General features: G+C 71.8%; 20 protein-coding genes. 10 read left to right on the top strand and 10 right to left on the bottom strand.

Translation table 11 applies throughout. The features are described from left to right. Positions 1–90 precede the first annotated feature (90 nt). Positions 91–1,416: a hypothetical protein gene (locus DEIGR_RS20855; RefSeq protein WP_058976846.1), complete on the top strand. Its 1,326-nt coding sequence runs from the start codon at positions 91–93 to the stop codon at positions 1,414–1,416. 21 nt (positions 1,417–1,437) lie between these two features. Here DEIGR_RS20855 and DEIGR_RS20850 read toward each other — a convergent pair whose 3' ends face one another. After that, entirely contained in the window at positions 1,438–1,581 is a 144-nt protein-coding gene (locus DEIGR_RS20850; RefSeq protein WP_160329928.1) for a hypothetical protein, read from the bottom strand. 150 nt (positions 1,582–1,731) lie between these two features. Further along, entirely contained in the window at positions 1,732–3,039 is a 1,308-nt protein-coding gene (gene purB, locus DEIGR_RS09885) for an adenylosuccinate lyase (RefSeq protein WP_058976844.1), read from the bottom strand. A 206-nt stretch (positions 3,040–3,245) separates the two neighbouring features. On the opposite strand from purB, the gene DEIGR_RS09880 reads away from it, so the two are divergent. Continuing rightward, positions 3,246–3,839 (top strand): hypothetical protein, encoded by a 594-nt coding sequence (locus tag DEIGR_RS09880; RefSeq protein WP_174518656.1) that lies wholly within the window; start codon positions 3,246–3,248, stop codon positions 3,837–3,839. A gap of 76 nt (positions 3,840–3,915) precedes the next feature. Beyond that, positions 3,916–5,046: a DNA glycosylase AlkZ-like family protein gene (locus DEIGR_RS09875; RefSeq protein WP_058976843.1), complete on the top strand. Its 1,131-nt coding sequence runs from the start codon at positions 3,916–3,918 to the stop codon at positions 5,044–5,046. Here DEIGR_RS09875 and DEIGR_RS09870 read toward each other — a convergent pair. Together DEIGR_RS09870 and DEIGR_RS09865 are read right to left on the bottom strand one after the other, a co-directional pair. After that, positions 5,016–6,032 carry a phosphotransferase family protein gene (locus DEIGR_RS09870; protein ID WP_083523997.1) on the bottom strand — a complete coding sequence of 339 codons (1,017 nt, stop codon included), beginning with the start codon at positions 6,030–6,032 and terminating at the stop codon, positions 5,016–5,018. The two genes, DEIGR_RS09875 and DEIGR_RS09870, sit on opposite strands and share 31 nt — an antisense overlap. A gap of 41 nt (positions 6,033–6,073) precedes the next feature. Further along, positions 6,074–6,307: a hypothetical protein gene (locus DEIGR_RS09865; RefSeq protein WP_058976841.1), complete on the bottom strand. Its 234-nt coding sequence runs from the start codon at positions 6,305–6,307 to the stop codon at positions 6,074–6,076. Between the two features lie 121 nt (positions 6,308–6,428). Between DEIGR_RS09865 and glmM the strand changes: the two genes are divergently transcribed. Together glmM and DEIGR_RS09855 are read left to right on the top strand one after the other, a co-directional pair. Beyond that, the gene (gene glmM / locus DEIGR_RS09860) at positions 6,429–7,763 is read left to right on the top strand and encodes a phosphoglucosamine mutase (RefSeq protein WP_058978645.1); all 1,335 of its coding nucleotides are present in this window, start codon (positions 6,429–6,431) and stop codon (positions 7,761–7,763) included. 122 nt (positions 7,764–7,885) lie between these two features. Further along, positions 7,886–8,386 carry a hypothetical protein gene (locus DEIGR_RS09855; RefSeq protein ID WP_058976839.1) on the top strand — a complete coding sequence of 167 codons (501 nt, stop codon included), beginning with the start codon at positions 7,886–7,888 and terminating at the stop codon, positions 8,384–8,386. 249 nt (positions 8,387–8,635) lie between these two features. On the opposite strand, the gene rpsT is transcribed toward DEIGR_RS09855, so the two are convergent. Continuing rightward, positions 8,636–8,914, bottom strand: coding sequence for a 30S ribosomal protein S20 (gene rpsT, locus DEIGR_RS09850; protein WP_058976837.1), 279 nt, complete (start codon positions 8,912–8,914; stop codon positions 8,636–8,638). Positions 8,915–9,159: 245 nt separating this feature from the next. On the opposite strand from rpsT, the gene DEIGR_RS09845 reads away from it, so the two are divergent. Next, positions 9,160–9,726: a RecX family transcriptional regulator gene (locus DEIGR_RS09845; RefSeq protein ID WP_058976835.1), complete on the top strand. Its 567-nt coding sequence runs from the start codon at positions 9,160–9,162 to the stop codon at positions 9,724–9,726. A gap of 24 nt (positions 9,727–9,750) precedes the next feature. Here the strand turns inward: DEIGR_RS09845 and DEIGR_RS09840 are convergent, their stop codons facing one another. The 3 genes from DEIGR_RS09840 to DEIGR_RS09830 form a co-directional block, all read right to left on the bottom strand. Next, a complete protein-coding gene (locus DEIGR_RS09840; protein WP_083523996.1) occupies positions 9,751–10,683 on the bottom strand; it encodes a diacylglycerol/lipid kinase family protein in 933 nt (310 codons plus the stop codon). A gap of 71 nt (positions 10,684–10,754) precedes the next feature. Continuing rightward, complete coding sequence (locus tag DEIGR_RS09835; protein ID WP_058976833.1) at positions 10,755–10,955, bottom strand: hypothetical protein; 201 nt, start codon at positions 10,953–10,955, stop codon at positions 10,755–10,757. A gap of 110 nt (positions 10,956–11,065) precedes the next feature. Further along, positions 11,066–12,712 carry a methylmalonyl-CoA mutase family protein gene (locus tag DEIGR_RS09830; protein ID WP_058976831.1) on the bottom strand — a complete coding sequence of 549 codons (1,647 nt, stop codon included), beginning with the start codon at positions 12,710–12,712 and terminating at the stop codon, positions 11,066–11,068. A gap of 132 nt (positions 12,713–12,844) precedes the next feature. Between DEIGR_RS09830 and DEIGR_RS09825 the strand changes: the two genes are divergently transcribed. After that, entirely contained in the window at positions 12,845–13,798 is a 954-nt protein-coding gene (locus DEIGR_RS09825; RefSeq protein WP_201785750.1) for a hypothetical protein, read from the top strand. Between the two features lie 196 nt (positions 13,799–13,994). Here DEIGR_RS09825 and DEIGR_RS09820 read toward each other — a convergent pair whose 3' ends face one another. Then, positions 13,995–15,026 (bottom strand): peptidylprolyl isomerase, encoded by a 1,032-nt coding sequence (locus tag DEIGR_RS09820; RefSeq protein WP_058976830.1) that lies wholly within the window; start codon positions 15,024–15,026, stop codon positions 13,995–13,997. Positions 15,027–15,107: 81 nt separating this feature from the next. Between DEIGR_RS09820 and DEIGR_RS09815 the strand changes: the two genes are divergently transcribed. Next, complete coding sequence (locus DEIGR_RS09815) at positions 15,108–16,172, top strand: lipid II:glycine glycyltransferase FemX (RefSeq protein WP_058976828.1); 1,065 nt, start codon at positions 15,108–15,110, stop codon at positions 16,170–16,172. A 75-nt stretch (positions 16,173–16,247) separates the two neighbouring features. Here DEIGR_RS09815 and DEIGR_RS09810 read toward each other — a convergent pair whose 3' ends face one another. After that, positions 16,248–18,326 (bottom strand): S8 family serine peptidase, encoded by a 2,079-nt coding sequence (locus DEIGR_RS09810; protein ID WP_058976826.1) that lies wholly within the window; start codon positions 18,324–18,326, stop codon positions 16,248–16,250. A gap of 113 nt (positions 18,327–18,439) precedes the next feature. Here DEIGR_RS09810 and DEIGR_RS09805 point away from each other — a divergent pair, with 113 nt between their 5' ends. Further along, positions 18,440–18,955 carry a metal-binding protein gene (locus DEIGR_RS09805; RefSeq protein ID WP_058976824.1) on the top strand — a complete coding sequence of 172 codons (516 nt, stop codon included), beginning with the start codon at positions 18,440–18,442 and terminating at the stop codon, positions 18,953–18,955. Between the two features lie 287 nt (positions 18,956–19,242). Beyond that, positions 19,243–19,380 (top strand): hypothetical protein, encoded by a 138-nt coding sequence (locus DEIGR_RS20845; protein ID WP_160329927.1) that lies wholly within the window; start codon positions 19,243–19,245, stop codon positions 19,378–19,380. Positions 19,381–19,474: the final 94 nt, after the last annotated feature.

Below are 19,474 nucleotides of genomic sequence, written 5' to 3'. Positions count from 1 at the left end.
TCCCCGGCCCGGTGGCGCCCAGCCCGTCCACCCACGCTGATCATGAGCTGATCACGCCCCACCCGGTACAACACGGGCCAGAGGCGCCCCATGACCACACCCCAACCGCAGCGACCACCAGACCCGCCGCCGCCCCCACACCTGGACCTCACGCTGGACCTGCGCGTCCTGAACGACGAGAACTTCGCCCGCAGCGACGCCACCCACCACGCCAGCCACACCCGCCTGCCCCTGCTTGGCCGCCCCCACACCCACCGCCAGTACCTGCGCCTGGGCGGCAGCCGCACCCTGACCCTGAACCTCCACTGCCCCCCGGTCCTGCACCCCACGGACCTGCACACACAGACGCTGCACCCCCACACCCTGCACGTCGAGGCCGTCATCAGCGAGACCCGCCCCGCCCCCGCCCGCGCGCGGCACCACGCGACCATCCCGCTACGCCCCGGCCCACCCACCCCCCAGCACCTGCCCCTGCACCTGCCCGGCGACCCCCACCCCTACGCGCACCTGACCCTGCGCTGCACCCTGGTCCCCGCCGGACCCGACCCGGGCGGCGCCCTGCACGCCCGCGCGTGCAGCCTCGGCTGGACCCCCACGCACCTGCACGCCGTGCCAGGCGGACACCAGCTGACCACCGACCACGGCGCCCTGTACCACGACGGCCACACCACCCGCGCCCTGCACCACCACGCCGACACCCACTACCACGCCCGCGGCGGCCCCGGCGGTCCCCTGGGCCTCCCCACCGGCGACGCCCTGACCAGCCCCGGGTGGACCCTCACGTTCGCCGGGCACACCCTGCGGCACGACCGCGGCCACACTGCCCTCCTGACCCGCGCGGCCGCCGCCCACTGGCCCGCCGCCGGCGCCACCCTCGGCCTGCCGGTCGCCGACACCACCCGCCTCGACCGCCCGCCCGGCCCGCTGGACGTCACGCCCTGCGAACACGGCACCCTGCTCGTCGACCCCACCCGGCCCGCCCGGATCACACCCAGGACCCTGCGCGTCCCGCCCGCGCGCGTCACCCGCTGGCTCCAGGCGCACCTCGACCCGACCGGCAGCGGCGAACAGTCCGGGCAGTTCAGCGACCCCTGGCCCGGCCAGCCGCTCCGCTACCCGCTGACCATTCACACGCCCGGCGGCCCCCTGACCCTGTGCGTGCCGCTCGCCCTGAAGATCAGCCCCACCCCCGACGCCCGGCGCGAAACGCACCTGAACGCCCGGCAGGCCGGCGTGATCGACCTGCCCCCAGGCACGCCCGCCCGCGCCGCCCGCCACACCCTGCGCGTCCTGGACGACCTGCTGCGCCGCCCCCTGCAGCTGGCCTCCCTGCCCGCCGGGAACCACCTGATCGGCGCGCACGTCACCCCGGACGGCGGCCTGCACCTGGACTTCCTGCCCACCGACTGGACCTGACCGCGCTGTCCAGTGCCGACGCTAACTCAGTTCGCGCAGCACGGCGGCCAGCAGCAGCACGTTCACGCACAGCAGCACGTGCGACGCGGGGACCACCCAGCCCGGCTCGAAGGTGCCCGCGCCCCGGCGGGGTTTTCTGCGTTTCGCACGTCGTTTCCGGGCCATCGGGTGGCGAAGGTACCACCCGCAGGCCCGGCAGAACGGGAAATACCACGCAAACGCCCCCGGCGGGGGCACCTCCAGTCCGTCTGGGACGGCGTCAAGAGGGCGGGGCAGGGGAGAGCACGCGCCTCCGCCCACCCCGCCCAGCTGCGTTTACATCCCGAAACGCGCGTAGATGTCGTCCACATGCCGCAGGTACCAGCCCAGGTCGAACGCCGCGTCCAGTTCCGCGTCGCTCAGGGGGCTGTCCGCGTCGGCCTTCAGCAGGTCACGCAGGCCCTCGCCGGTCTCCCAGGAGCGCAGGGCATTGCGCTGCACCAGGGTGTAGGCGTCCTCGCGGGACAGGCCCTTCTCGTCGATCAGGGCGTGCAGCACCCGCTGGCTGTACACCAGACCGCCCAGGTCGTTCAGGTTGCGCAGCATCCGCTCGGGGAACACCACGAGGTCACGCAGCACGCCGGTCAGGCGGCGCGTGGCGTAACTCGTCGCGGCGGTCGCGTCGGGCAGGATGACCCGCTCGGCGCTGGAATGGCTGATGTCCCGCTCGTGCCACAGCGGCACGTTCTCCAGGCCCGTCAGCAGGTACCCGCGCAGCAGGCGGCTCAATCCCGTCACGTTCTCCGTGAGGATCGGGTTCTTCTTGTGCGGCATGGACGAACTGCCGGTCTGGCCCTTCCCGAAGGGTTCCATCGCCTCGCGCACCTCGCTGCGCTGCAGGTGACGGATCTCCACGGCGATCTTCTCGACGGTCGTGCCGTAGATCGCCAGGGCACTGAGCACCTCGGCGTGACGGTCGCGCGCCAGCGTCTGGTTCGTGACCGGCGCGGCCTGCCAGCCCCACGCCTGCGCAACCTCCTCCTCGATGCGGGGCGAGACGTGCGCGAACGTCCCCACCGAACCCGACAGCATGACCACCTGAATGCGCTTGCGCGCGGCGTGCAGGCGTTCCAGGTCGCGGTCCAGGGTCGCCATCCAGTTCAGGAACTTCAGGCCGAACGTCATCGGTTCGGCGTGAATGCCGTGCGTGCGGCCCACCGTCGGCGTGTGCTTGTGCGCCGCCGCCTGAATGCGGCACACCTCGCGCAGCGCCTCCACGTCCGTGATGATCACGCCCAGCGCCTCGTCCAGCACGAGGTTCTGCGCGGTATCCACCACGTCCGTGCTCGTCAGACCGTGATGGATGAAGCGCGCCTCGTCGCCGTACCGGTCGGTCAGGGCGCGCGTGAACGCCACGATGTCGTGCCGCGTCACCGCCTCGATCTCCGCGACCTTCAGCGCGAACGCCTCGTCCAGCGGATCGGCCTCACTCCTGGCGATCAGGGTGTCGTAGGCGTCCTGGGGCACCTCGCCGTGCCGCGCCTGCGCCTGCATGGCAGCCAGCTCCACGCGCAGCCACGCGCGGTACTTGCTGGCCTCGCTCCACAGCGCCTTCATTTCCGGGGTCAGGTAACGGTCAATCACGGTTTTCCAGCGTACCACCCCCCTGCCGCCGCCCGCCGCGCGGTGTCCAGCCGGGGGCAGAGGTGCCGCCGGGCAGCCCCCCCGATTGGCGGGAGGGACGCGAAGTTTTTCGTGTTCACAGCTTTCCGTCAGCTTCGCGGCGCACACTGCCGATGTTGTCTCAATTCACGGCGGCCACCGCGCCGCCCCCTGCCAGAGGAGGCCCCATGAACCGCACCCTGATCGTCCTGACCGCCCTGACCCTGGGCACCGCCGCGCTGGCCGAGGGCACCGCTCCCACCACCCCTGCGCCCACCACCCCTGCGCCCACCACCCCTGCGCCCACCACCCCCGCGCCCACGACGACCGTCACGCTGCCCGGCAACGTCACCGCCAGCGCCGCCGACGCCTGGAAGGCCTTCATCGCGGCGGGCGGAACTGCCACTCTGCTCGGCGCGGACGGCAGCGTCATCGGCACCCTGAACGCCGACGGCACCGTCACCCTGACCGGCACGGCGACCCTGAGCGACGTCCGGAGCGTCACCCTGACCCCCGCGACCGGCGAGGCCCTCACCGTGAACGTCACCCGTGACCTCAGCAGACCCGGCGCGATCAAGATCGAGTTCACCGACGCCCGTGGCCGCACCCAGTCGCTGCCCCTCCCGGCCGTCGCGAACCGCCTGAAGGCCGCGCCCGGCAGCGATGACACTGACGAGAGTGGCGAGGACGGCGACAAGGACAAATCCGAGAAGTCCGGCAAGGACGGCAAGGACGACAAGGGCGGCAAGCCCAGCACCAACCCCGGCAAGGGCAGACCCTGAGCTGAGGTCAGCTCACGCGGCGGGACGTTCCACGAGGAGCGTCCCGCCCTGTTCATGAGTGCGCTAGCCTGACCGCGTGAGCCTCACGCCTGCCGACCTGCGCGCCGCAGCACTGCGGACCCTGACGCCTGCGCCCGGCGTGCAGGCCGCGCTGGACCGCATGGGCTTCGTGCAGGCCGATCCGATCCGCGCGCCCGCCCGCGCGCAGGACCTCACCCTGATGGCCCGCGTGAAGGACTACCGCGCCGGGGATCTCGAGCGGCTGTACCCCACGCTGGACGCCGAGGAGGACATCATCCCGAACTACGGGTTCGTGACGCGGGACGTGCAGCGCCTCCTGCATCCGCGCGAGGTGCCCGAAACGCGCGTGGAACGCGAGCATCCCGGCCTGATCGCGGATGTGCGCGCCGTCCTGCACGAGCGGGGCGAGGTCCACCCCCGCGACGTGATCGCCGCGCTGGGCGCCCGGCGCGCCTCGAACTACTGGGGTGGGAACAGTCAGGCGACCACCCGCGCGCTGGACGCCCTTCATTACCGGGGCGAGGCGCGGATCGTGCGCCGCGACGGGGGCGTGCGCGTGTACGGGCTGGCCCCGCACCTGGACGCCCTGCGGGCCGACCCGCTGACCACCCCGGACCGCCTGCGCGAGGTCGTGCGGTTGCTGGCGCGGCTGTACGGCCCGCTGCCGGAGCCCAGCCTGCGCTACCTGACCAGCCTGTCCGGCTACGGCCTGCCGCACCTGCGCGCGGACCTGCGCGGCGCGCTGCGGGACGCCCTGAAGGGTGACCTGGAGGGGGAGCGTGTGGACGGCGTGCCGTACGTGTGGGTGCCGGGCGACCACCCCGGCGACGCGCCCGCCCCGCGCGGCGTGCGGATCGTGAATCCCTTCGACCCGCTGGTGTGGGACCGCCGACGTTTCGAGCACCTGCACGGCTGGGCGTACCGCTTCGAGGCATACACGCCCGCCCCGAAGCGCACCATGGGGTACTACGCGCTGCCGCTGCTGCACGCGGGCCGCGCGGTCGGCTGGGCGAATCTGAGCGTCGGCGGGCCGAGTGTGGGCGGCGGCACCCTGACGGCGGGAATCGGCCTGCGACCCGGCGTGCGGCGCACCAGTGCGTTCACGGCTGCGCTGGACCGCGAACTGGACCGCCACCGCGCGTTCCTGAACGCCGCTCAGGTCGCGGTGTCGTTCGACCAGACCTGAGCGGCGCGCTCCAGCGCCGCCGCCACGCCACCCGAGCCACTGTCCCGGCGCCGCAGGGTCTGCCGGGCGGTGGACAGCAGGTTCAGGGCCAGCCCCGCCCGCTCCTGTGCCCGCAGCGCCGCCGGGGTCAGCGGCAGGCCTGCCTGCGCCAGCGCGTCCGCGTAGACCGCCCGCAGATCATCGCCCAGTCGGGCGCGTTCCCCGGCATCCAGCCGCAGCGCCAGCAGGTGCGCCAGATCCTCGCCCGGCAGGCTGGGATGCACCTGCCCGTAATCGATCAGGACCGGCGTGCCGTCCGCGCGGGACCACAGCACCTGCCCCGCGTGAATGTCGCCGTGCACCAGCGTCCAGACCGGCGCGTCCCGCAGCAGCGCCGGGAGGGCCTGCGCGGCGTCCAGCAGCGCGTCCCGCTGCGCGGCGGGCAGATCCGGCACGCCGGGCCGAACCTGCCACCGGGCCACGCGATTCCGGTCCAGCACCTCCACCGGGCGCCACACCCACTCACCGCTCAGGGCCGCGCGGCCCGGCCCGGCCCAGTACGCGTGCAGGGCCGCCAGCAGCCTCACCACGTCCCGCAGCCCCTCCTCCCGCGCGGCGTCGTCCGTGAAGGAGCCCCAGCCGGTCGTCGCGTCCGTCAGGTCGCGCATCAGCAGGTGCGCCAGCGGACGATCCGCGCCGCGGGCCGCGTGCAGCAGCGGCGCGTACGGCACCGGGCAGCCCGGCGCGAGGTCGCGCAGGTAGGTCGCCTCCCGCGCCAGGCGCGCGGCGGCCCGCGTGTCCCGCCACCCGGCCGGGAGGTACTTCAGAAACAGCGGTCCACCCGGCGACGCGTAACGGGCGAAGGCCGCGCCCTCGCCCACCCACGACTCCCGCAGCCGCGCGCCGGGAAATTGCGCCCGCAGCGAACGCGGCCACACGCGGGCGTCCACCGCCACCTCGCCGGACGGGGCGCGCCACGTATCCGCGAGCAGCGTCCCAAGCCGCATCAGCTCAGCTCCATCAGGTGAGCCCCATCAGCTCAACCCCATCAGGTCAACAGGGACACGAGGCCCAGCAGCGACCCGCCCGCCAGCGCCGCGCCCACCATGAACACGCCCAGGCAGCCCAGCGGTCCCCGGCGGCGCGCGCGGTAGTGCCCGCCGTGCCCGTAGTGGTGCCGCCCGTGGCTGTGCGAGGAGCGGCTGTGATGCCCCAGGAACCCGCCCCGGTGCCCGTGCCCGCTGCGACTGAAGGAGAACGATCCGATCGAGAATCCACTCATGCCCTGCACTACGCGGCCCGCCCGGGAAAAGTTGCGCCGCCTGAACTGCGTCCATTCAGGTGCACTGGCCTGCACGGCCTCCGGCGAGGCCGATACTCCGGCGCGTATGATGGGCGCGATCATGACGGAACGGAAGTACTTCGGAACGGACGGCGTGCGCGCCGTCGCAGGCACCCACCCCCTCACGGCCAGCTGGGTCATGACCCTCGGCGCCGCTGCGGGCGAGGTGCTCAAGAGCAGCAACCCCCGCGCGACGGTCGTGATCGGCAAGGACACCCGCCAGAGCGGCGACATGCTGGAAGCCGCGCTGGCCGCCGGACTGACCAGCCGCGGCGTGAACGTCATCCACCTGGGCGTGCTGCCTACCCCCGGCGTGAGCTACCTGACCCGCCACCTGAAGGCCGACGCGGGCGTCGTCATCAGCGCGTCGCACAACCCCTACGAGGACAACGGCATCAAGTTCTTCGGCGCGGACGGTCAGAAACTCAGCGACGCGACCGAACACGAGATCGAGGCCGCTATCGACCGCGTGCCCGACCTGGCTCCCGTGACCGGCGTGGACCTGGGGGGCGTCACGAACTACACCGAGGCCGAGCGCCTGTACGTGAACTACCTCAAGACCCTCGCGCCGGACCTGAGCGGCCTGCGGATCGCCATGGACTGCGCCAACGGCGCCGCGTACCGCGTGGGCCCCAAGGTCTTCCAGGCGGCCGGGGCGGACGTGTTCGCGGTGTACACCACCCCGGACGGCCGCAACATCAACCGCGGCTGCGGCAGCACCCACATGGACCACCTGCAGCGCATCGTGCGCGAAGGGAAGTACGACCTGGGCGTCGCCTTCGACGGGGACGCCGACCGCGCCCTGTTCGTGGACAGCCGCGGGAACGTCGTCCACGGGGACCACATGCTGCTCCTGAACGCCCGCGCGCGCGGCGAGACGGCCGTCGTGACCACCATCATGGCAAACATGGGCCTGGAGGTGAAACTCCGCGACGCGGGCATCCCGCTGGAACGCACCGCCGTCGGCGACCGCTACGTGCACGAGCGCCTGCACGGCGGCGGCCTGCACCTGGGCGGCGAGCAGAGCGGCCACATCCTCTTCCTGGACGTGTCGCCCACCGGGGACGGCGTCCTGACCGCCCTGCTGACCCTGAAGAGCATGCAGGCGCTCGGCACCACCCTGGACGCCCTGCACGACGACCTCGTGATGTTCCCGCAGACCCTCGTGAACGTCCGCGTGACCGACAAGAAGGCCATCGCCGTGGACCCCGAGGTGCAGGCCGCCGTGCAGCGCGCCGAGGAACGCCTGCACGGGAAGGGCCGCGTGAACCTGCGCCCCAGCGGCACCGAGAACCTCATCCGCGTGATGGTCGAGGGGCAGGACGAAACCGAGATCCACGAGATCGCCCGTGAACTGGCCGGAGTGGTCGAGACGCGCGGCGCCCTGACCGCCTGACCCGCCGGGGGCGAAAACGGTCACAGCACCCTCATGCACGCCCGGGGTACACCTACGTCAGGCCCGCGTCACACACCCGCACTCAGAATGACGCCCGAGACCGCACGCCCCGGAGGACGCCCATGAAACTGCTACCCCTGCTCCTGACCCTGCTGCCCGGCGCCGCCCTGGCCGCCGCGCCCACCGCCCCCAGCCCCCTGAAACTGACCGCCAGCACCTCCGTCGTCACGAAAATCACGAAGGACGGCAAGACCACCGAGACCCTCACGGACGCCAGCCGGGTCGGCGTGGTGCCCGGCACGATCCTGGACCTCGCGCAGACCTTCCAGAACGTCAGCGCCCGCGACCTCGGCGGCCTGAAACTCAGCATGCCGGTCGACAAGGCCGTGATCTTCCAGAGTGCAGGCTGCACCGTCGCGGGCGTCACCACGCTGTACTCCGTGGACGGCAAGACCTTCGGACCGGCGCCCCTGAAGAAGACCGTGACCGTCACCGAGAACGGCCGTCAGGTGCAGAAACAGGTGGAGGTCAAACCCAGCGAGTACCGCGCGGTCCGCTGGGAGATCCCCACCCTGAAGGCCGGTGCGTCGGCCCGCTGCGCCGTGCGCGCCACCGTCCGCTGACGCACCCGCGCAACAGACGTCCCCCATCACCCGTGCGGTGTGGGGGACGTCCGTTGTCATACGAATCCCGATTGAATGGTCTGCACAAACTGCTCAGTCCGGATGGGCGCGAGAACGAGCAGGGCGGGTTCCGGGCGTGGAGTTGGTCAGCCGGTGTCCTTCCGGGTCGTGAACGAAACAGACGGAATCCATAGCACAGGAGAGGGGCGCGTCAGCCGCAGCCGACGCGCCCCCAGCAGACCGGGCGGTTTAGCCCTGCTGCGCGGCCTTGGCCTTGTTGATGGCCTTGGCCAGACGGCTCTTCTTGCGGGCCGCGGCGTTCTTGTGCAGGGTGCTGCCCTTGGCGGCCTTGTCGATCAGGCTCTCGGCGCGGGACTGCACGGCGGCCATGTCCTCGGCGCCGGTCTGGGCGGCCACCAGGGCCTTCTTGCTGAAGGTCTTGATGGTGCTCTTGCGGCTGCGGTTCAGCAGGCGGCGCTTGAGGCTCTGGCGGTGACGTTTCTGGGCGGACTTGTGACGAAGGGCCATGGTGGTTCTCCTTGTTCTCCCGCCGCCTGTCTGGCGGGTCGGGGCGGTTCCCATGGCGGGAACGCGAGCGTCCGGACCGCAGGGGTTCCGGCGCGCCGGGCACGTCGCCGTGACCCGGGCCGCTCACCGCGCGCGGTGGGCAACCTGCGCACTATAGCGGCCCGCGGGGCCGCGCGGCAAGTGCGGGGCTTTGGGCGCGGTGCCGGGCCACCTTCGCCTTCCAGCCCGCGCGGCATACTGCGCGGGTGAGAGCCCGCCGACCCCGCCCCGCCACCCCGGACGCCGGGCCCGAGGCCCGCCCCGCGCGGCCCCGCGACCCGCAGGAGGAACGCGACGCGCTGCTCGCGTACGCCTTCCGCGCGCTGGGCCAGCGGGCCCTGAGCGCCGCCGAACTGCGCGGCCGCCTGGAACGCCGCAGCGAGAACCCGGACCTGATCGAGGAGGTCCTCAGGCGCGTGCAGGAACTCGGGTACCAGAACGACGCGCAGGTCGCCCGCAGCGAGGGCGCCCGACGGGGTGTGGGCACCATGCGGGTCCGGCAGACCCTCAAGCGGCGCGGCGTGCAGGACGACCTGATTCAGGAGGTCGTCGAGGCCCGTGACCCGGACCGCGAGCACGCCGAGGTCCTGACCCTGCTGGAGCGCCGCTGGTCGTCCCTGGCCCGCAAGCGCGACCCGCAGGCCAGTGCGTTCGCGTTCCTGGCCCGGCGCGGGTACACCTGGAACGTCATCTGGCCCGCCCTGCGCGAGTTCATGGCGGGCCGCCCGGTCGAGGAACCCGGCGACGAACCGGACTGGCCCGAAGAGGACTGATGGGCGAGGACTGAACGCGCTGGTTCAGGCGTTCAGGAGCCGCACCGCGCCGGGCCGCACCTCGGCCTCCAGTCGGGTGACGGGGGCGCTCAGGTCACCGTCGAGATGCGCGCGGATGGGGCGGCTCCAGCGGACCGAGACCTGCCGCGCCGCCGCGTGGTGCGCCAGCGGGTGGCCCAGGTGCGTGCCGCGCAGGACGCGTGCCAGCAGTCCGCTCAGTTGCAGGCGGGTCATGGGGCCGCCCACGACCACGTTCAGCAGGCCGTCACGCACGTCCGACTGGGGGCTGATCAGGAACCCGCCGCCGTAGCGGGTGCCGTTCATGACCGCCACGATCGGGCTGGGCCCCGCGTACAGCGTCACCCCGTCCGCGGCCACGGTGACGTCGGCCAGCGTCAGGTCCTTCAGGGTCGCCACCGCCGACCAGGCGTAGCGGGCGAAGCCCCGCACGCGTGGCGGCACGCGGTCCATGTTCGTCGTGACGTCCGCGTCGAAGCCCATGCCCAGGCCGTTCAGCAGCGTCCGTTCCGTCACGCGGCCGTCCGCGTGGTACGCCCGTACGGTCAGGGCGTCCACGGCGCGCGGCGTGAACGCCAGCCGGTCCAGCGCCTCGCCGAACGCGCCGGGTTTCAGGCCCAGCAGGCCCGCGAAGTCGTTCCCGGTGCCCAGCGGCAGGATCGCCAGGGGCCGCCCGGTGTCCACCACGGCGGGCAGCAGCGCCCCCACCGTGCCGTCCCCCCCCACCGCCATCAGCGCCGTGCCCGCCGGGAGGGCCTGCACCCGCGCCAGGGCCAGTGCGGCGTTCTCCTCCTGAATCAGGGTGTGCTGCAGCCCGCGCCGCTCCAGTTCCGCCCGCAGGCGCGGCCACTCCCGCGCCGCCAGTCCACCCCCCGCATTCGGGTTCAGGACGACAGCCAGTTCCGGAAAGTCCGCCGCGCGGAGAGAAGCGTCACTCACGATCCCAGCAGGATAAGGCCTGCGCCCCGCGCCACCGGCCCGCCTTGACCCGGTTCAGCAGGCAGCGTAGGTCATTTCATGTTCGGGTCGTCCTGCAGTTTGCGGGCCTCCATCTGCCCGACCAGCTGCAGCCACTCGTCGTCGTTCAGGTCGTCCGGGGTGCGGCCACTGGCCTGAAGCAGGTCGCGCATCAGGGCCACCTCGCGGTCGGAACTGGCCTGCTCGCCCAGCCGGGCACGGATCGCGTCATCGGTGATGTTGGGGGAGATCATGCCGCACCCTAGCGCCCGCCCATGCGGCACGCCTTCACGCGTCCACCAGCGTCCCTTCACCAAACAGAGGGAGGCCCTGACGGCGCTCCCTCTCCGGCGCTGCCGTCCGCTCAGACGATGGCGGGTTCCACGTACTCGCCGTACACGGTCTTCAGGATGTCCATCTGCTCGCCCAGCGTGCAGTACGCGTGCGCGCACTCCAGGAAGGCGGGCATGGAGTTCGCGCCGGTCACGGCCGTGTCGCGCAGGGCGTCCAGCGCGGCCTGCACGCGCTGCGGGTCGCGTTCGCGGCGCACCTGCGCCAGCCGGGCCTCCTGCACCCGCTCGACCTGCGGGTCGATCAGCTGGATGGGCACCTCGACGGCGTCCTGCACGAAGTCGTTCACGCCGACCACGATGCGGTCTCTGGACTCGACCTCGCGCTGGTAGCGGTAGGCGGCCTCGGCCATCTCCAGCTGGAAGAACCCGCTGTCGATCCCGGCCTCCACGCCGCCCATCAGGCGGATCTGCTCGATGTAGCCCATCGCGGCGGCCTCGATGTCGTCGGTGAGTTTCTCGACGTAGTAGCTGCCCGCCAGGGGGTCCACGACGCCCGCCACGCCGGTCTCGTAGGCGATGATCTGCTGGGTGCGCAGGGCGATGGTCGCGGCTTCCTCGGTGGGCAGGGCCAGCGCCTCGTCGAAGGAGTCGGTGTGGAGGCTCTGCGTGCCGCCCAGCACGGCCGCCAGCGCCTGGATGGCGACGCGGGCGATGTTGTTCAGCGGCTGCTGCGCGGGCAGGGACACCCCGGCCGTCTGGGAGTGCGTGCGGAGCATCCAGGAGCGGGGGTTCTTCGCGCCGTAGTGGTCACGCATCTGCCGTGCCCAGATGCGCCGCGCGGCGCGGAGCTTGGCGATCTCCTCGAAGAAGTCGTTGTGGATGTCCCAGAAGAAGCTGATGCGCGGCGCGAACTCGTCGATGTTCAGGCCCCGTTCCAGCGCCTTCTCCACGTAGTGGAAGCCGTCGGCGAGGGTGAACGCGAGTTCCTGCACGCCGGTCGCTCCGGCCTCGCGGATGTGGTACCCGGACACGCTGATGAAGTTCCACTTGGGCAGGACCTTCGGGCCCCACTCGAAGGTGTCGATGACCAGTTTCACGCTGGGCGCGGGCGGGTAGATGAATTCCTTCTGCGCGATGAATTCCTTCAGGATGTCGTTCTGGATGGTGCCGCCCACCTGCCCCAGGTCCTTGCCCTGCTTCTGCGCGTTGGCGATGTACATCGCCCAGATGGCGTTCGCGGGGCTGTTGATGGTCATGGACGTCGTGACCTGCGTGGGGTCGATCCCCTGGAACAGGATCTCCATGTCCGCGAGGCTGCTGACGGCCACGCCGCACTTCCCGACCTCGCCCTTGCTGAAGGGGTGGTCGCTGTCGTAGCCCATCAGGGTGGGCAGGTCGAAGGCAGTGCTCAGGCCCGTCTGACCGGCCTTCAGCAGCGCATGGAAGCGTTCGTTGGTCTGCTCGGCACTGCCGAAGCCCGCGAACATCCGCATGGTCCACAGTTTCCCGCGGTACACGCTGGGTTGCACGCCGCGCGTGTACGGGAACTCGCCGGGGTAGCCCAGGTCCCGCTCGGCGTCCCAGTCCTTCAGGTCGTCTGCGGTGTAGATGGGTTCGGGCTCCATGTCCGAGAGGTTCTTGAAGTTGTACTTGCGCTCGGGGAACTTCTGCGCGGCGGGGCTGTAGACGCTCTGCATCCACTCGTTCTTGCTTTTCATCGGGGGACCTCCGGGGCGGGGGAGAGGCTGGAACAAACGCTCGTTAGGTTCCTGCCAGGATAGCAGGGCGCCCGACCCCCGGACCCCAGGTGCGGCACTCCGCTGAACTGCGGGGCGCTAGCGTGTCCGGCAGTGACGACCACCGACACCCTGCCCGGCACCACCGACCTGCCCACGGCCGCCGAACTGGCCGCCTTCACCCTTGAAACGCAGCACCCTGTCACGCACGGGTGGCTGGACCGCGCCGCCCGCCTGCGCAACCTGACCGACGAGCACGAGTTCGACCTGCAACTCGCGACCGATCTCGACCTCGCCGCGCAGCGGGCCGAATTCCTGAACGCCGGACCCGCCGCGCCCGCCTACCTGAACGTCTGGACGCCCGTCACGCCCGACCTGCACGCCATGCTCAGCATCCGCTTCCTGGGCCTGGACGTCACGAAACCCTTCGTGGACGTCAGCGTCACCAGCCGCCCCGTCACGCGCGCCGACCTCCCGGCGCTGGCGGACGCGGCCCGCGTGTACGCCCCGTTCCACCCCCCACGCCTGCGCGTCTGGAGCGCCGCCCCCATGGGCGACTGGGCGGACCTCGACCCGGACCGGCGCGTGCTGGCCGCGCCCGTGGGGGAGCTGCGCTGCCACCCTGTCCCGGACGACCTGACCCTGACGCCCACCGCCGACGCCAGCCGCCACGCCGACGCGCAGGCCGCGTACGACGCCGTGGACGCCGCCCACCCCCACCACCCGCACGAGGCCCGCCTGCTGAGCGCCGAGGACCTGCAGGAGGGCATCGACGCCGGGACCATGTTCGACGTCCACTGGCGCGGCGGGTGGGCCGGGTACGCCGGAACCCTCGCGCACCCGCAGCTGGGCCTGGACGCGCAGGTCGTGCAGGAACTCCTGCTCGCCCCACACGCCCGCGGTCACGGCCTGGGCGCGGCGCTGAGCACCCTGCTCGCCCGGCACCTGCCCGACCCCGCCCAGGCCCTCAGCGGCACCATCCACGGCCGCAACCGGGGCGCGCTGAACGCCGCCGCCCGCGCAGGGCGGCACGACGTGGGCGGCTGGTGGTGGGCGCCGCTGCCCTGACCGGCACAGGAGGAGGCCCCGCCAGCTGAACCGGCGGGGCCTCCTCCTGCACTTCCCGGGGTTATACGGATTCCGTTTGTTTCGTTAACAGATCGGAAAATCACCGATCTGCCAACTCCACGCCCGGAACCCGTTGTTCTCCTCCTCGCTCCGCTCGGGTTGAAAGTTTCTGCAAACCTTTCAACCGGAGTCCTTATTACTTGTCGGCGGGCTGGACCGTCACCGTGGCCGGGAAGCTCTCGCCGCCCAGCTTGGCGACCTGGGTGTCCAGGTACTTCTGCGCGGCCTCGCTGGACAGCTTCGCGCGGATCAGCGGCGCGGCCTCCGCCAGGGGCATCACGCCCGCCTCGGTGCGTTTCGTGACGAGCACGAGGTGCCAGCCGAACTGCGACTGCACGGTCTGCACCTGAATCAGCGGGCCCTTGAAGCTGGCCGCATCGAAGGACGCGACCATCTCGCCGGGGCCGAAGCAGCCCAGGTCGCCGCCCTGCGCGGCGCTGCCCGGATCCTGACTCCTGGCCTTCGCGACCGCCGCGAAGTCCGCGCCGCCCGCGAGTTCCTTCGCGACAGCCTGCGCCTCGGCCTGCGTGGGGACCAGGATGTGCTTCACGCACGCTTCCGGGTCACGCTGGAACTCGGCGCGGTGCAGGTTGTAGAACCCGCCCACCAGCGCGTCCCCGAACGTGAAACGCCCCTGCACCTTCTCCAGGTACGCGCCCACGACCGCGCGGCGTTCCAATTCGGCACGCAGGTCGTCCGGGCTGCCGTAGCCGGTGGCGCTCAGCGCCTCCTGAAATTCCGCGTCGGTCTCGAAGTCCGCGCGGGCCTCCTGCATCTGCGAGTCGATCTGCGCCGCGTCGGGCGCGCCGGACGCCCGCGCGAGCTGCTCGACGGCGCGGTCACGCACGAACTGCTTCAGGAAGTCCGCGCGGGCCTCGGCGAACTGCGCGACGTACGACTCCTCGAAGGGAATGCCCTGACCGTTCAGGACCCGCGCGACCGCCAGCCGGAAGGCCCGGTCGTAGTCCGCCAGCGTGTAACTGACCTTCCCGACCCGCGCGACGATCACCGCGGCCGTCATGTCGGCGCTCGCGGGCGCCGTGACCGGAGCTGGCGTGGCGGCGGGCGCAGGCGTGGTGACCGGGGCGGGCGTCGCGGGCGCGGTCGTGTCGGTCTGAGCCAGGGCAGCCCCGGACAGCAGCAGGGCAGTCAACAGGAATTGTTTCACCCCGCCACTCTAGCGTCCCGGCGCCGCCGCACCGTGACAGGCGCGTGAATCCCGCCGGTGGGGACTGCTACAATCCCCCGCGTGCGCCTGAACCTCGTGGAAACCACCGACCCGCGCGTCTATGACGACGCCGTGCGGCACCTGCCCATCACCAGTGCCCTGCAGGGCTGGGGCTACGGTGAGGCCAGGCGGCAGCTCGGGCAGACCCCCGCCCGGTACCTCATCCAGCAGGAGGGCCGCACCGTCGGCGCGCTGCAACTGATCCGCAAGCGGCTCGTGCCGGGCTTCAGCACCCTGTACGCCCCGCGCGGCCCCGCCCTGGAGAGCCTGGACCTGCTGCCGGGCGTCGCGGACGCCGTCAAGCGCGTCGCGCGGCCCACCGACGCCCTGCTGAAGATCGAACCGCCCGTGCCGTTCCTGGCCGCCGAGGGCGTCACGCTGCCCGACGCCTACGGCCCGTTCCGCCGCGCCGACACCGAGCAGCCCGAACACACCATCGTCGCGGACCTGACCCGCAGTGAGGACGAACTCTTCGCGGGCCTGCATTCCATGGCGCGGCGCAACGTCCGCACCGCGCAGAAACTCGGCGTGGTCGCCGGACGGGACGACGACTTCGACGCGTTCTGGGAGATCTTCACCGCCACGAACGAACGCGCCCAGCTGGGGGCCTTCCCCCGCGAGTACTACGAGACCATGCTCCGCGAGGGGAACGCCCACGGCGGCGAGGCGTACATCGTCCTGTCCCGCTACCAGGGCCGCGCGCTGGCCGGCGGTTTCTTCCTGGCGATGGGCAAGGGCACCTACTACCTGTTCGGCGGCAGCGTCCGCGACGACCGCACGAACGAGGACGGCAGCCCCCTGAAAGACGCCAAGGCCCCCGACGCCTTCTACTGGAACGCCATGCTGGACGCCAAGCAGCGCGGCTACGAACTGTTCGACTTCTGGGGCATCCCGCGCGTCCTCGACGAGAGCAAACACTCGTACGGGGTGTTCAAGATGAAACTGAAGTTCAGCGAGCAGCGCGTCTGGTACCCCGCGTACGACCTGAACCTGAACCCCGCCGCGCCCGCCATCGTGAAGGCCCTGCGCTGGCGCAAGACGCAGAACAACCTCCGCAAGCGCGGCAGCGCCGACGACGTGCTGTAAACGCCACAGAGAGGAGGCCCCCACACCGTTTGCCGGGTGGGGGCCTCCTCTCTGAACACGTCAGCTCTGCACAGGTCAGCGGGGGCTGAGGTCACCCAGCGCCACGCGCGGCGCCGCCTCCGAGAGGGTCACGGCCCGCTCGTCGCGCGTCTCGCCGCTCTCGCCGTACACGCCGTTGCCGTTCACGTCCGAACCCGCCACGACCTGATACGTGCCCTCGCCCAGGAACGCCCGGAACGCCCCGGTGCTGTCCAGCGCCGGCTGGAAGCTCAGGCCCCGGCTGCTCTGCACGCGCACGCCCAGGCCGCTGCTCACCTGCGGGGCGTTCAGCGCCGCCGCCGCGTTGATCATCCCGAACCCGAACCGGTCGTCGCGGCCCGCCGCGCCCAGATCTGTCGCCGTGTCGCGCAGGCGCGCCAGCGTGTCCTCCGGGCCGGTCGTGACGCCCTTGCTGAGCAGCAGCGCCGCCAGCGCCGCCACCTGCGGACTCGCCTGACTCGTGCCGACCTCCGCCTCGTAGTTCGGGGCGTCCTTCACGTAGTTCCAGCCGGTCGACAGGATCATGTCCGGGAACGGCGCGCCGTTGAACGTCCCGCCGTTGAAGGTCGCGCCGCTGCCCGGGTCCGCGCCGCCCGGCGCGGCCAGCTGCACCTGCGGGTACGCGTTGCTGAACGCCGAGTGCATCGGCGCGCTCGCCCCGGACAGCGTCACGCTGCCCACCGCCACCGCCCCGTCACACGCCGCCGGGTAGTACGGCACCGTCCCGTACCCGTTCCCGGCCGCCGCGACGACCAGTGACCCGGCCGCGCGGGCCTCGGCGATCGCGTCGCACATGGGCCGCGCGTCCGCGGCGCTGATCGCGCCGCCCAGACTCAGGTTGATCACCTGCGCCGGGTGCGGCGAGCGGTACGTCACGCCGTCCAGCGTGACCGGCAGGCCCGCCGCGTAGCGGATGCCCTGCGTGACGTCCGCCTCTGCGGCGTTCCCGCCCGCGTCGATCACCCGGACCGGGAGCACCTTCACGTTCGCCTTGTAGGCGGCGCCCACCACGCCGCTGGGGCTGCACCCCTCGCACACGCCGCTGTTCTGCCCCCAGCGGGCGGCGACGATGCCGGTCACGTGCGTGCCGTGACTGCCGGTCGTGCGGCCCGGCACGGACGGATCGGTCGGGTCGGTGTCCGCACCGGTCCCGTCGCCGTTGCTCGTGTCCGTGATGACGTCCAGCGCGCCCTCGGTCGGCCCCCACAGCGCCCCCGCGAGATCCGGGTGATCGAAGCGCACCCCGGTGTCGATCACCGCGACCGTCACCGCGCGGCTGTACGCGCCGGCCTCCATGTCCCGCCAGACCGCGCCGTAGCCCAGCAGCGAGTACGCCCACTGCAGCGGCGCGAACTGATCGGTCGGCGTGACCGGCGTGGCGAGCGCCTGTGTGTTCATTGCCTGGGTGCGCAGCACGGCGTTCGGCACGGCGTACTCCACGTCCGGATCGGCCCGCAGCGCCGCCAGTGCGCCCTTCACGTCCGCCACGTCCAGCGCGGCGATCCGTTCGCCCAGCGGCGTGTGCCGCTGCACGCTCAGGCCCGCCGCGCGCAGCCGCTCCCGGCCCCGCACGTCCGCCCGCAGGGTTCCTGAACCGCCCTGCGCCGACTGCGCGTTCAGGCCCGCGCGGTACTTCACGATCACGCCCCGCGCCTCCGGCGTGACCGCCGCCGGGCCAGGCGCGCTCGTGACCACGTCCCCGCCCGTCACTGCCGCCGGGGCACTCAGGCGGCCCGTCAGCTCGTACTGCTGCGCCGTCACCGCCCACAGCGCCGTGCCGTTCTTCGCGTCCGCGCCGCTGCCGGTCGTCCACGCGACCCGGATCACACCGCTGAGCTGCGCCTGATCCGCCGCGACCGGCGTGGCGTCCTGCCGGACCGCCGCGACCGACAGCGCGACCGCGCCCGTCCCCGCCGACTTCGACACCCGCACCCAGGACGGGTACTCCACGATCCGCCAGCTGCCGCTGAACGGCACCGTCACGTCCTGCTGCGCGCGCAGACCCAGCGCGACCGTGCGGTCCTGCACGCCCACACCGGCGGTGTTCAACTGGTCGCAGGCCGTCAGGGCCAGCGCCGCCACGAGCAGTCCTGCCTTCCCGAAGAGATGAGTCATGTACGGCACAGCATGCCGCAAGAAAACTGACGGCGCATGAAGGTCCGCCACCCGGCCGCGCGCGCCCCGCACCTCCACCGGGCACGCGGCGCAGGTGGCACAATGGGCCGCGCATGCCCAGCGGACGAGTCCACAACCTGATCAACATCGCCGCGTACAGCGTCCTGGCCGCCGGCGCCCTGTACGCCACCCGGCAGGACCTGCTGGTCGTCACGCCCGCCCAGGCGCTGAACTTCACGCTGGCGTACGCCGCCGGGACGTTCCTGCTCTCCCCGGACCTGGACCTCGCGGAAGGGAAGGTGGACAGCAAACGCCACTGGGGCGTCCTGGGCGTCCTGTGGGTACCGTACGGCATGCTGTTCAGCCACCGCGGCTGGTCGCACAGCTGGGTGATCGGCCCGCTGACCCGCCTGCTGTACGTCGCGCTGATCGCCGCCCTCATCGTGGGCCTCGTGCGGTTCATCGCGCCGGACCTGCAGATGCCGACCATCCCTCAGCCCATCGCGTGGAAGGTCGTGCTGCCCCTGCTGATCGGGTACTACCTCAGCCAGTGGCTGCACCTGATCGCCGACGGCGTCCGCCCCGACCACGGGCTGCGCAAGAGTTACCGCAAGGTCCGGGGCCGCTGACGCGCCTGCCCCCACGGTCCCTTCACAGATCAACGCGTCCCCACGCGCGGCGCACACCGGACTCACGGACGGCGCTTAAGCTCCAGCTACCCACAATTCAACTCCCGACCGGGTGAAGTCGGGACACGGGACGCCCCGCCGGACGCGGGGCTTTTTTGCGCGCCCAGCCGCATGAAACGGCCATAGATGAACGCCCTGTTCATACATAGAGTTCCCCTCAAGGGCAGCTTCAGCCCCCTTCAGGCGCCCGTCATGGACCGCCGGGGCGCGCGGCGCACACTGAACCCATGAGCCTCCTGCTGATCATGGCCGCCCTGACCCTCCTGGTCATGCTCGTGTCCTTCGTGGTCATGACGCATGAGGACCGCGCGATCCTGCGCGAGCAGGAGGAACGCCCGTACCGGAACCTGCAGGCCGGCGACTGATACGGACTCCGGTTGAAAGGTTTGCAAAATCTTTCAACCCGAGCGGATGCGAGAACGAGCAAAGCGGGTTCCGGACGTGGAGCTGGCAATCCGG

Source organism: Deinococcus grandis (assembly GCF_001485435.1).
Taxonomy (GTDB): Bacteria; Deinococcota; Deinococci; order Deinococcales; family Deinococcaceae; genus Deinococcus; species Deinococcus grandis.
Note: the sequence above shows the minus strand (reverse complement) of the source record. Positions and strands in the feature narration are given on the sequence as shown.